The organism is Candidatus Blastococcus massiliensis AP3, assembly GCF_000582785.1.
Classification (GTDB): Bacteria; Actinomycetota; Actinomycetes; order Mycobacteriales; family Geodermatophilaceae; genus Blastococcus; species Blastococcus massiliensis.
Genome location: NZ_HG931175.1, coordinates 149,706 through 161,410 on the forward strand (window position 1 = coordinate 149,706; position 11,705 = coordinate 161,410).

General features: G+C 68.8%; 13 protein-coding genes, 1 pseudogene and 1 other annotated feature. Of the genes and pseudogenes, 5 read left to right on the forward strand and 9 right to left on the reverse strand.

The features are described from left to right. Window positions 1-388 precede the first annotated feature (388 nt). A complete protein-coding gene (locus tag BN344_RS14870) occupies window positions 389-739 on the reverse strand; it encodes a hypothetical protein (protein WP_040339394.1) in 351 nt (116 codons plus the stop codon). A gap of 393 nt (window positions 740-1,132) precedes the next feature. On the opposite strand from BN344_RS14870, the gene BN344_RS19960 reads away from it, so the two are divergent. Then, window positions 1,133-1,939 carry a class I SAM-dependent methyltransferase gene (locus BN344_RS19960; RefSeq protein ID WP_166518249.1) on the forward strand — a complete coding sequence of 269 codons (807 nt, stop codon included), beginning with the start codon at window positions 1,133-1,135 and terminating at the stop codon, window positions 1,937-1,939. Between the two features lie 150 nt (window positions 1,940-2,089). On the opposite strand, the gene BN344_RS14880 is transcribed toward BN344_RS19960, so the two are convergent. The 3 genes from BN344_RS14880 to BN344_RS14895 all read right to left on the reverse strand — a co-directional run bounded on the left by BN344_RS14880 (window position 2,090) and on the right by BN344_RS14895 (window position 4,120). Further along, the gene (locus BN344_RS14880) at window positions 2,090-2,560 is read right to left on the reverse strand and encodes an SDR family oxidoreductase (RefSeq protein ID WP_081788662.1); all 471 of its coding nucleotides are present in this window, start codon (window positions 2,558-2,560) and stop codon (window positions 2,090-2,092) included. A 91-nt stretch (window positions 2,561-2,651) separates the two neighbouring features. Continuing rightward, window positions 2,652-3,901 (reverse strand): IS3 family transposase gene (locus BN344_RS14885; protein ID WP_231486895.1). Its coding sequence is split into 2 segments (ribosomal slippage): window positions 2,652-3,622 and window positions 3,622-3,901, totalling 1,251 coding nucleotides; the frame shifts between segments, so codons are not numbered across the junction. Beyond that, window positions 3,495-3,623, reverse strand: a sequence feature (AL1L pseudoknot). (Overlaps the previous gene by 129 nt.) A gap of 33 nt (window positions 3,902-3,934) precedes the next feature. Continuing rightward, window positions 3,935-4,120 (reverse strand): hypothetical protein, encoded by a 186-nt coding sequence (locus BN344_RS14895; protein WP_040339398.1) that lies wholly within the window; start codon window positions 4,118-4,120, stop codon window positions 3,935-3,937. A gap of 428 nt (window positions 4,121-4,548) precedes the next feature. On the opposite strand from BN344_RS14895, the gene BN344_RS14900 reads away from it, so the two are divergent. Next, on the forward strand, window positions 4,549-5,061 hold the full coding sequence (locus BN344_RS14900; RefSeq protein WP_166518250.1) for a GrpB family protein: 513 nt from the start codon (window positions 4,549-4,551) through the stop codon (window positions 5,059-5,061). Window positions 5,062-5,348: 287 nt separating this feature from the next. Continuing rightward, window positions 5,349-6,431, forward strand: a complete 1,083-nt coding sequence (gene trpS / locus BN344_RS14905) for a tryptophan--tRNA ligase (RefSeq protein WP_040339400.1) — start codon at window positions 5,349-5,351, stop codon at window positions 6,429-6,431. A gap of 158 nt (window positions 6,432-6,589) precedes the next feature. On the opposite strand, the gene BN344_RS19160 is transcribed toward trpS, so the two are convergent. Together BN344_RS19160 and BN344_RS21220 are read right to left on the reverse strand one after the other, a co-directional pair. Further along, on the reverse strand, window positions 6,590-7,039 hold the full coding sequence (locus BN344_RS19160; RefSeq protein ID WP_051515979.1) for a GNAT family N-acetyltransferase: 450 nt from the start codon (window positions 7,037-7,039) through the stop codon (window positions 6,590-6,592). Between the two features lie 260 nt (window positions 7,040-7,299). Beyond that, entirely contained in the window at window positions 7,300-7,899 is a 600-nt protein-coding gene (locus BN344_RS21220; RefSeq protein WP_081788664.1) for a maleylpyruvate isomerase N-terminal domain-containing protein, read from the reverse strand. A 106-nt stretch (window positions 7,900-8,005) separates the two neighbouring features. On the opposite strand from BN344_RS21220, the gene BN344_RS14920 reads away from it, so the two are divergent. Next, a complete protein-coding gene (locus BN344_RS14920; RefSeq protein WP_040339402.1) occupies window positions 8,006-8,833 on the forward strand; it encodes a nucleotidyltransferase family protein in 828 nt (275 codons plus the stop codon). A 139-nt stretch (window positions 8,834-8,972) separates the two neighbouring features. Then, entirely contained in the window at window positions 8,973-9,794 is an 822-nt protein-coding gene (locus BN344_RS14925) for a 2,3,4,5-tetrahydropyridine-2,6-dicarboxylate N-succinyltransferase (protein ID WP_040339403.1), read from the forward strand. A gap of 64 nt (window positions 9,795-9,858) precedes the next feature. Here the strand turns inward: BN344_RS14925 and BN344_RS14930 are convergent, their stop codons facing one another. From BN344_RS14930 to BN344_RS20780, 3 genes and pseudogenes are all read right to left on the reverse strand, one after another. Continuing rightward, on the reverse strand, window positions 9,859-10,851 hold the full coding sequence (locus tag BN344_RS14930) for a hypothetical protein (protein WP_231486899.1): 993 nt from the start codon (window positions 10,849-10,851) through the stop codon (window positions 9,859-9,861). 327 nt (window positions 10,852-11,178) lie between these two features. Then, on the reverse strand, window positions 11,179-11,475 hold the full coding sequence (locus BN344_RS14935; protein WP_040339405.1) for a hypothetical protein: 297 nt from the start codon (window positions 11,473-11,475) through the stop codon (window positions 11,179-11,181). 16 nt (window positions 11,476-11,491) lie between these two features. Continuing rightward, window positions 11,492-11,705 (reverse strand): annotated as a pseudogene (locus tag BN344_RS20780) (hypothetical protein); the annotation flags it as partial.

Below are 11,705 nucleotides of genomic sequence, written 5' to 3' on the forward strand. Positions count from 1 at the left end.
CCCAGTCGGTGGATACGCGTACGCCATCCAGGTCGGAGCCACCCGCGACGCGGTGGCCCTTCGGATCTGCCGCGATCCGCGCGGTCGCACGAATCGGGTCGCCGTGAAATCGTCCGTCGCCGCAAACCGATCGGCTTTAGGCTATGCACGCTCGGCGTCACGAACTCTCGGGAGGAAGGCTTGAGTAACTCGCCAGCGGCCGGCCCGAGAATCCTCGGGCGACGCATCGGGCCGCGTGGTCGCTAGCCGGACCACCCGGACTGACATCACTCTTGAACGCATCCACCAGTCTACGGAGTCGACACGGCGGTCGACCACGGTCCGCCCACCGACCCCCGCTGCATCTCTCGAGATTGTTAATCTGCAGGGGAACGGCGGCCGGTTGCCACTAAACTGCCCTGAGATCTGAACCGATACCAAGGCTTTCGAGGTCCGCGACCACGCGCCAGTAGACGTCATTCTCGTAGAAGCCCTCAGCGTCGCTGTTGCCTTGGCTCGCATCGATTTTATGCATGTCGGGAACGTCATACGAGATTTCGTATCCCGCTTGAAAGTCGCTCCACTCGACGCGGACGTCCATGGTCGCGGTGTCGATGTCGTAGCTTCCGTTCCCATGATTCGTGGCGATGTACTCGAACTGGTACGAGAACGTGTAACTATCGTCCTTTTTCAACGACCGCAGGTAGTCTGCCTCGTCCGAGAAGCCATGGTTGTCAGATTCCGACCACACAATCAGCATCTCCTTCGTCGGTCAGCTGGCCGGTGGCCAAGCGCTGTTTGCAGCGATCATGCCCGCTGAGCGCAGGATGCCCGCTCCCCGACGCGCCGCGCCGCGAGCGACGTGCGGAGCAACCAGTCACCCGTCGTCGACGCCGAAGTGTGTCTTGCGCCGGATGATGCAGGCATCCTGGCGTACTGAGCCCCGGTCTGACGGCCATGCGGAACTGGCCAGATGGTTTCGCTCCGCGCGGGGATCCGCTTGCGGGATCACCCCACGTGCCGATCGGAGACGTTGACGGTGTCCGGTTCGGGTTCCCGTTGCGGGACGTCCGGACCTCGGCCGGTCAGCGTGACCAGTCTTGAGAGCCTCTCGGTGCCGCACGCAATGAGGCCCGCGGCTATTCTCGAACTCGTGAAGCAAGGTCACGTCGAGGCGCTGATCGCCACCTATGGCCCCAGAACTTGGCGGATCTATGCCGACCTCGACGTAAGCATGGCACCCGACGGACCCGACGAACTCTTCGACGTCGCCGCGTCCCTGATCCGGCCAGGAGACCTAGTCCTGGACGTGGGGTGTCGCGACGCCTCCCACTTGATTGGGCTCTGTCGCCGACACGACATCACCGCCATCGGTGTTGATCCAGTGCCCGTGCATATCGCGAAGGCCGCCGAGGCTGTCTCCGTCGCTGGTCTTGCCGACCGTGTCTCCCTCCATCAGGCGACGTTGGAAGAAGCTCCGATCGCGATGAAGTCGGTCGATCTCATCTGGTGTCGCGACGTCCTCGAACAGGTGGCCGATCTGCCGGCGGTCGTGCGTGCTGCTGCCCGAGCGCTCCGGCCGGGCGGAGCCATGATTGTCTTCACTGTCCTAGACAACGGACTGACAACCTCGGACCGCGAACTGCTGGCTCACCACCGCGGTGTCGTGCCCGCCAACATGGACTCCGCGCGCCTGATGGCTATTTACGCCGAGTCCGGCCTGCTCCTCGAGCAGACGATCGAGATCGGCACCCGCTGGCGGGAGCACGCCGAGGAGCGGACTCAGCCCGTCTCCCGCAAGCTTCTGCAGTTGGCTCGGCTACGTCGCCAACGCGACGAACTGACGACGACGTATGGTCCTGACGACGTTGCACACGTCGAAGCCAACCTGCACTGGGAGCTTTGGCAGTTCCTGGGTCTCACCCTTCCGAGCGTGCACGTTCTCCGCCGGGACAGGTAGCCAGCGCGCCGACCGGGGATGGGCCGCAGTAGAGCCGTGTCTCGACTGACACGCCGAACCCAATTCGATGCTTTGTGTCACAGACCGATCCCCATTGCGAAACGTTGCGGCCGACCGCTCCCTCACCTGGACGTCGCCGTAGCGGGTTCCTCAAACGGGCAGCTGGCCCTTTGGGAAGCCGCCGTTGCTGTGGATCAACTGCCCGTTGACCCACTGACCCTGCTCGGAGAGCAGGAACCGGACGAGGTTCGCGATGTCGACGGGTGTTCCTAGCCGTCCGGTGGGTTGCATGGCCACCAAGCTGGCGTTCAGCTCGGGGGTCATCCAGCCGGTGTCGACGGGGCCTGGGTTGATGACGTTCGCTCGTAGCCCGCGATCGCCGAGTTCGTGCGCGGCAGCAAGGACGAGGCGGTCCAGCGCTGCTTTTGTGGTGCCGTAGGGCAGGTTGCCCACGGTGTGGTCACTGGTGAGAGCCACTACCGAGCCGCCTGCTTCAGGCAGCTGCCGAGCGAACGCCGCGAGCAGCAGCCAGGTGGCTCGCACGTTCACGGCGTAGTGGCGGTCGAAACTTTCCACCGTGGTGGTCAGAAGTCCGGAATCCACGCTCTCGCAGTGCGACATGACCAGCGCTCACCTGGACGTCGCCGTAGCGGGTCCCTCACTGGGAGGTCACAGAAGGCCTCCATGCGTCGTCGACTGTCCCGCCCCGGGTTCAGTGGAGGCTCGGAACTGACGCCGCGACGGTAGTCGCCGCGGTGTTGTACCGGTAGAAGCTGTCTTCGTGCTCGGCCGGGGGAACGAGGCCGATCTCGCCGTGCAGGCGTCGGTGGTTGAACCAGTCGATGTACTCGGCGACGGCGATCTCGAGGTCGTCGATGCCCTTCCAGGGGCCGCGGTTGCGCACCAGTTCGGCCTTGAAGAGGGAGTTGAAAGCCTCAGCGAGCGCGTTGTCGTAGGAGTCGCCGGTGGAGCCGACCGAGGCGACCGCGCCGGCCTCGGCGAGGCGCTGGGTGTAGCGAACCGCGACGTACTGGACGCCCTTGTCCGAGTGGTGCACCAGGCCGCCGAGGTCGTGGCCGGTCCGCCGGCGGGTCCAGATGCCCATCTCCAGCGCGTCGAGGGCGAGGTCGGTGCGCAGCGAGCGGGACAGCTGCCAGCCGACCACCCGGCGGGAGTAGACGTCGATGACGAAGGCGGCGTAGACCCAGCCGGAGAACGTCCGGCAGTAGGTGATGTCGGCGACCCACAACTGGTCCGGCCCGGTCGCGGTGAACGCCCGGTCGACCAGGTCCGGGCGGGTGTCGGTGCCGGTGCCCGGCACGGTGGTCCGCGGGCCCTTGGCCCGCGTGATGCCGCGCAGCCCGGTGGCGCGCATCAGGCGTTCGACGGTGCAGCGGGCCACCGGGTGGCCCTGCCGGCGCACTTCGGCGTGCACCTTGCGGGCGCCGTAGACCCCGTAGTTGTCGGCGTGCACCTGCTCGATCACCGCGGTGGTGGCTGCGTCGGTGACCGACCGGGCCGAGGGCGGACGGGTGTGGTGGGCGTAGTAGGTGCTGGGGACGATCTTGGCGCCGGCCTCGGTGAGGACGCGGCAGATCGGCTCGATCCCGTGCTCCTTCTTGTGCTGATCGATGTAGTCCACGATCAGCGGGAGGGGCGGTCGAGCTCCGCCGCGAAGAAAGCCGACGCGCTCTTCAAGATCGCATTCGCCCGGCGCAACTCCCGGTTCTCCCGCTCCAACTCAGCCAACCGCGCCGCGTCATCAGTCGTGGTCCCGGGCCGGCGCCCCTCATCGACCTCGGCCTGGATCACCCAGTTCCGCAGCGTCTCGGCGTTGATGCCCAACTGCTCGCCGATCCGCTTCAACGCCCCGGTCCGGGTGACCGGGTCACGCCGTGCGTCGACCGCCAAGCGGATCGCCCGCTCCCGCAGCTCGTCGGGGTACTTCCTCGGTGCCGCCATGACTCTCATCCTCACGTGGATTGAGAGCCTCCATCAAACCCGGGGCGAGACAATGCGGCCGTCGTTCTCAGCGACCCACGCGGCCACCTCGTAGTCAGGAGTAATAAACGCTGGAACGTCGGCAGGAAGGTAGAGCGGGTAACCGTCCGTCCGGTGGACCCGCAGCAGCAGTTCAAGGCACTGCGCTTCGTCCCCCTGCTCTTTCTCGCGTACCAGCACGGGACGCACGTTAGCGGCAGCCCCGGTCAGAAGGCCGTTGGTTCATCGGACTGGGGCGGGCCAGCGAATGAGCTCGCGGCTACTAGCGGTGGCGTTGGTAAGAGGCAAGCGCCCGGCATCACGAGGCGACCACCCGCTGCAGCCGCAGGTCGTCCGCCGCTCGCAGCGGAGGCAGCAGCAGCGTCGTGATGCCCCGCTCGGCCGCCGCGCCGTCCCAGGCTCCACGGACGCATCTGACCCTCGTGTGACATCACGCCCTTCCACCGCCTCGCGGCAGTGATTGCGGGCGACCCGACCGGGAGCCCTCCGTGGGGCCATCGGCAAGGTGAAGGTCGAGCCGCCGGGAGCGTGCCGTCGCGGGTCCCCATCGCGATTGCACGCGGGATGCTGGGCGGGTGAGCCGATGGCCGAGGTGGGCGACAGAGCAAGTGCAGGTCCGAGAGTCCCAGAAGGGGTGGCAGCGGCGTGGGGAGCAGCTGTGCCGGCAACTCGACGTCACGCTTGCGCCGTGGCTGGTCGCTTCCGTCGAACACGTCGGCTCAACTGCGGTGCCGGGTCTTGCGGCCAAGCCGATCACCGACGTGCAGGCGGCGGTGCTCGAGCTCGAGTGCGCGGACACGATTGCAGATGTCGTGGCGCCCTTCGGTTGGCACCTCGTCCCTGCGGAACTCGACGCCAGGCCGTGGCGGCGGCTACTCGTCCAGGTGGTCGACGAGCACCGCGCGGCGCACTTGCACCTGCTGCCCGCCGGCAGCGCTCGCTGGAGTGAGCAGCTTGCGTTTCGCGACGCCTTGCGCGCTGATCCCGTCCTCGTGCACCGCTACGCCGATCTCAAGAGGACATTGGCTGCCCAGCACGCCGCCGACCGCGAGGCCTACACAGCCGGCAAAGCGGGCTTCGTCCGTAGCGTCCTGGAACGATCAAGCCCAAGACGCAAGTGAGGTCCAGCCCGCGTGGGATTTGCGTTCGGAAAGCGAGCGGGACAGCGGCCCGGCGAGTATCCCTTTCCAGGGTGCCGACATCGTTTCTCGTGCATCCGTAGCCAAGCTCGGTGCCCGCCGGTCGGCTACGCTCCGCCTGTGCCTTCGTCCATGTGCACCTGGTGGCAGCTGCCTTTCCGGCAGCCGTGACCTGATCCGTCCTGCGAGCTGCCCTCACCGGCAGCTCGACATCGGACGCAACCGCCGATGGCTGACGGCGGGCGGCTCTCCTCTCCGAGGGAGCCCTGATGACCACCACACCCGAGCAGCACTCCTACCTGCGGGCCGCAACCCGTAGCGCCGAACTCGAGTCACTGATCGCCGCCGCGCCTGGCCAATTCCGGGTACTTACCGGTGACCGGCCCACCGGGCCGCTGCACTTGGGCCACTACTTCGGGACGCTGGCCAACCGCGTGCGCCTGCAGGACTTTGGCGTCGGCGTCATGCTGCTGGTCGCCGACTACCAAGTGATCGCCGACCGGGACGCTGTCGAAGGCATACCGGGGGCTGTGCTCGACCTGCTCGCCGACTACCTGGCGGCCGGGATCGACCCGCGCCGCACCACGGTGTTCGCGCACAGCGCCGTGCCGGCACTCAACCAGCTGATGCTGCCCTTCCTCAGCCTGGTCAGCGTCGCGGAGCTGCACCGCAACCCCACCGTGAAGGCAGAGGCCGCCACGACCGGCGAGCGGGCAATGTCCGGGCTACTGCTCACCTACCCTGTGCACCAGGCTGCGGACATCCTCTTCTGCGGCGCCAACCTGGTTCCCGTCGGCCGCGACCAGCTGCCCCATCTGGAGCTCACCCGGACCATCGCCCGCCGGTTCAACCAGCGCTACGCCGCCGATGCGCCGCTGTTCCCCGAGCCGGAGGCTGTGCTGTCGGCCGCGCCGCTTCTGCTGGGCGTTGACGGACAGAAGATGAGCAAGAGCCGCGGCAACGCCATCACGCTTCGAGACGACGATGACCGCACCGCGGCCCTTATCCGTAGTGCCCGGACCGACGGCGAACGAACGATCACCTACGAGCCGGACCGCCGTCCCGAGGTGGCCAACTTGCTGCTGATCGCCGCGCTGTGCAGCGACCGAACCCCTGAACAACTCGCCACCGAGGTGGGGAGCGGCGGGGCAGCGTTGCTCAAGAGCACGGTTACGGAGGCGGTCAACGAGCGACTGCGGCCCCTCCGCCGCCGGCGCGTCGAACTCGCCGCCGATCCCGGGTACCTCCTCGACCTCCTAGCCGCCGGCAACGCCGTCGCCAGGGACCTGGCCGACGCGACCCTGAATGAAGTACGCCAGCGGATGCACATGTGCTACCAGTCGGTCGGCTGAGGATTGCCGCGAAGTTGTGTCCCGTCGCGAATCTTTGCGGCCTACAACTCGATGACGGGGACGTCCGCCGTAGCGGGTTCGGCTACCGAAAAGTTCTGCGTCGTCGGCTGATGATCCTCTGGAGATAAGTGTGCGCTGCTGCTCCACCTCAGTCAGGGCTAAAGGTAGAGGCGGAAGCCCTCGGCTTCTGCAGTGAAGCCAAGTCGCCGGTACAGCTCGTGCGCGCCGTCGTCCGCATGGCGCTTGTGAGAAAGCAGCTGCACCTTCCGGCAGGAAGCGGCGCGTGCGTCGTCGAGTGCTTGCTGCACCAGCGATCGAGCCACGCCGCGACGGCGGTGGGCGTAGGCGACCACAACTGCTTCGATGAACGCGGACGGGTGGCAGTCGTAGGTGAGGTGGGGCATGAGCACCATCGCTGCCGTCCCCACCGGGTGCTCCTGCGCTGCTCCTTCCCCATCCGTAAAGTGCTGGACTGCGAGGTAGACGGTGAGGTCCGGGGTAGCGGCCATGCGTTCCCAGCTGACGCGCTCCCGCCGGGACGGCACTTGAGGCCCGGGCGACGCCTGGTCTGGAACGCCCACCTGATTCTGTGCCAGCACCTCGAGCACGGCTGGCAGATCCTCGGCTGACGCCTGTCGGAGTCGATATGTCCCAGTCGCGTCGGCCATTCACCCATATTCGTCCCTGCGGCAGTTCGGGAACACGCGTCACCGCGTGTCTCGCTCGAGGATCCTCACGCGAGACTTTGCGGCCGACCGGTCAATCACCTGGACGTCGCCGTAGCGGGTTCGCCTAGCGAGACGGCTAGCTGAGCAGATCCCCAAGAGTTCAAGTCTGCCTGAAACAGGACACGGATGGCGGATCGCCGTCAACCCCAAGGGCTGAGCGCGGGGGCTGACCCGCGGCCCAGTGCCCAGGCCATAAGGGTTCGCTGGTCCGCCCGGTGACTTAGACCCTCAAGTAGCGCGGGCAGCCATCGGTCCACGAGCGGTTGTGGCCACTGCGCTGCACCGTATCCAAGTCCGAGGTCGACGTGGTGGGTCTCGACCTCTCGCCACCGAGCGAATGCCAGATGCGCGGCTGGCACCTCGCGGCCACCACCAGCGAGCACCGGTCGATCCCAGGCCGACTCGGGCAGCGTGGCGAAGACCGCTTCGACTGCGGCATCAGCCCGGTACAGGTCCGCGACGAGGTGACTAGCGTCGGCTTCCGCGCCGGCCTGAATGGCCGCGTCGCGAGCCGCCGCGCCGCCCTCGTATTGCTCGATGACTCGACCGCTCGCCGCCCCCTCAAGCCTCCGCACGACGCTGTCGCCATTGAGGGCCAGGTGCGCCACTACGTGCGCGACCGTCCATTCCGGAAGCAGGCTCGGCGCCGAAGCTGCCGCATCGGTTAGGCCTGCGAGCGTCTGATGTAGCCGCGCGTGGGACTGTCTGCACGCGGTGATCTCGTCCAAAGGAACAGGCACGACGGGAGATTAGACGGCGGCAGTTGCACGGAGGCCGCTTCGGTGACCGATCCCCGCTCGCACCGTATCCGTGCCAGGACGCTCGCAGACGAACGAGGATGGCCGGGTGCTCGATGAAGTTCGTCTCGCCGACCTAACAAGCCGCATGGCCGACGTCCCCGGCGTGATCGGCGTGGTCCTTGGTGGCAGCCGCGCCCGCGGAGAGCAGGCGGCGGACTCTGACGTCGACCTCGGTTTGTACTACCGCCCGCCCCTGGACATCGACGCGCTGGCTGCTCTGGCCCGGGACGTCGGCGGCGTCGGCGCGCAGGTCACCCAACCTGGAGCGTGGGGTCCGTGGGTGGACGGCGGGGCCTGGCTGCGGATCGATGGTGTGGCGGTGGACTGGATCTACCGTGACCTGGACCGGGTGCGCTCCAGCTGGCAGTCGGCGCAGCGAGGAGAGTTCTCATTTCACGCCCAGGTCGGCCACCCGCTCGGCGTGCCCGACTTCGCGTATGCCGGGGAACTCGCCCTCGCCGTGGTGCTGGCCGATGCCACCGGGGAACTTGCCGCTCTGCGGCAGCAGATGGCTGACTACCCGGCGGCGCTGGGCCAAGCCCTGGTCGCTGGCCTGTGGGAGGCGGAGTTCAACCTCACCAACGCCCGCAAGGCGGCGTCACGGGCGGACGCCGCCTACGTGGCCGGTTGCCTGTTCCGCGCGGTGCTCCTGTGCGCTCACGCCCTGCACGGGCGGGCCGAGCGGTGGCTGATCAACGAGAAGGGCGCCATTGCCTCGGCCGGACGCCTGCCCCTGGCCCCGGCTGGTTTCGCCACCCGGGCGCACGGAGTCCTGGCCCACCTCGGTGACCAACCCAGCCATCTGAACGCGGCCATCGGGGCAGGGCAGGCACTGCTCGACGATGTCCGCGCCGTCGTCAACTCGTCCCGCTAGCAGATCCCCTTCGGGGCACCGGTGATTGGTTTCCCGCTCGCCGAGCGACGCCGTTGCGCGTTTCCCTTACTCATGTAGGTCCTGGCGTGACCTGCTAAGGGCCCGCGAGTCGTCTCGGCCCGGAAGTAGCCTCCCTGGCATGACCGACACCACCATCGACCCCGTCATCGACGAGCTGTGGGAGCGGCGCGCGGCGCTCGGCCCGGACGACGAGGATGCCCGCGCGCAGGTGGTAGCCGCCGTCGACCTGCTCGACGCCGGGGAGGCGCGAGTTGCCCGGATCGAGGGCGACGACGTCATTGTCGACGAGCGCGCCAAGCGGGCGATCCTGCTGTCGTTCACCGTGCTGCCGATGGTCAAAGGCAGCCATGGCGGCTCGTTCGTCCACGACCGCGTGCCGCTCAAGACAATCTTCCCAGGCGTGCGCGTCGTGGCCGGCGCGATCGCCCGGTGGGGCAGCCACGTCGAGCCGGGCGCGGTCCTGATGCCGAGCTTTACCAACATCGGCGGCTACGTCGGCAGCGGCTCGATGGTCGACACCTGGGCGACCGTCGGCTCCTGCGCACAGGTCGGCCGCAACGTGCACCTGTCGGGTGGGGTGGGCCTCGGCGGCGTGCTGGAGCCCCCACAGGCGGCGCCCGTCGTCGTCGAGGACGACGCCTTCATCGGTTCGCGCTCGATGGTGGTCGAGGGCGCGCGCGTGCGCCGCGGGGCCAAGCTCGGCGCGGGCGCCGTCCTCACTGCCAGTACGCGCGTCTTCGAGGCCGAGACCGGCGCCGAGCTGGCGCGCGGCGTCGCTCCCGAGCGAGCAATCTGCGTCGGCTCGAGCCGCGTTAGGGGCTTCCCGGGCGGCGACTTTGGACTTCCGTGCCTGCTCGTCCTGCGCTACCTCGAGCCGGGCCAAGAGCACGACAAGCTCGCCCTCAACGAAGTCCTGCGCGAGCACGGGGTGGCCCCCTGAGCGGGTACCGACTCTGACGCCTGGTTGCGCGAGACGGGGTGCGGGGCACCCCGCAAGGGATGCGCTATCGGGCCGGTGGGGTCTGTCGCGGCCAATGGAGCAGCCGGGTCCCCGTGCTGTCGCGGTCTACGGCGTGAGCGCGACTGAGCAGGCGCTCCGCGTCGCCCGGCACCTTCGCTCCCCGGTCGCGCCGCTCGACGCGGGGCCGTTGCGCCACTTCCCCTGTCCCGGAGGAGCGGTACAGCGCTTCGGCCAGTCCGGTCGACAGGTCGGCAGCCCTGCCGACCACCTTCCGAAGCCGGTCAAGGTCGGCGCCGCTGGCCCGCACATGCCTTCCGGCGATCACTGCCTCGATTCGGTCCTGAGGCATGGCCTCCATGCGTGGCAGGTCTCGGGCGTTCGCAAGGAGCTGGCCAGTTCGTGACCAGTGATCGACCGCCATGGTGAGGCGGTCGGCGAGGACCGGCATGTAGCGCAAGATCTGCCGGACCGTTGCTGCCACGTCCGCGGGCGTCTTCTGGCCGTGCTGCTCGCCAATGTCGGCGGGCGCCCCGACCTCGTTGCGCAGGGCGCGGACGAGCGCCTGCGACGACGCGACGACGCCTCCGCCGTCGCCGGGCACTCCTCGGCGTCCGTCGTGGAAGACCATGCTGGCGCGACCGGCAAGTTGCCAGGCGAGCCCGGCGACCAGCAGCGGTCCGGCGTCCCTTCCGGTCATGCCTGCCGCGACGGCGGCGTAGCGGCTGGTGAGCTCGGCGGCGGCGACGGCGGCACGGAAGTCCCTCAGTGTCAGGTCGTCGGCTCGCTGTGCACGGTCGAGCGCACCCAGGAGACCAGCGGCGGCGTCCAGGACGGTCACCTCGGCCTCTCCGGACGGCGGGCCTGGCAGCGGGACCAGGCGGTCGAGCACCACGGAGGCCACGGCGGTGGGCGGATCGGCCTGCGCGTCACGCTCGATGGTGGCGGCTGAATGGCGGACGACGTCCAGCTCCGGAGCGGCCGCTTCCGGCAGCAGCCGGCGACCGAGCCGTGCGGAGTGGTCAGCGACCTCGGCCACCTCGACGGTGACCGCCCAGCGGTGGGAGCGGCCCATGACGGACCGGTCGCGGCCTATGAGGTCGGCGGCGGCGCCGGCGAGATCGGTGAGCGGCCCGCCGCTGTGCGGCCACAGCCGGCCGGAGGTCGTGCAGGCAGCCGCGAGCCCGGTAACGTTGCGCTGCCGGTGGCTGTCGCCGGGGGTGAGCCCGTCTTCGGCCAGTCCGGACAGCGCTCGGCCCAGGTGGGCCAGTGCTCCGCTGACGTCCTCGATCGTCGCCGCCACGGGGCGGGAGCCGGCTCGGTCGGCGAGGTCGTCGAGCATCTGCCGCAGAGTGGTGACCACCGTTCAGCCCAGCCGTCGCAGGGCACGGCGAGCGGCGCGCGCGGCGTCGAGGACCGGTGTGCTGGCGAAGGTGCGCTCGTCGAGGAGGCCGAGTGCGCCCATCGCTGCGCGGATGCTGGCGGCGGGGTCGCCGGCGATCAGCGGGACCGGTTCGGTACGTCCGCCGGCGAGCTCGAGCAGCTCGGCGGCGTAGAGGCACTCCAGTGCGATGTCGGCCGGCACCTGCTCTCGCGCGGCGCCAACGGCGTCGAGCAGCGAAGCGGCGTAGCCGAGCGGGTCGCTAGCCGTGTCGACGGTCATGGGGCACGTCCTCTCTTCAGGGGTTGGTGTTGTCGACGCTTGCGTCGGCGCGGTCGGCTGCGGGAACGTCGCGGGACATCTGTGGAGGGCCGACCGGGCTGTGCGCGATCGAGGAGCGGTGGTCGGTGGCGCCGCGCGTGGGCAGGGCGGCGGCGCAGTCGTCGAGCAGCCGCCAGTGCAGCTCGCGGGCGGGGTGCCGGGCGGGCAGCGGAGCGGCGGCGGCCAGCGCA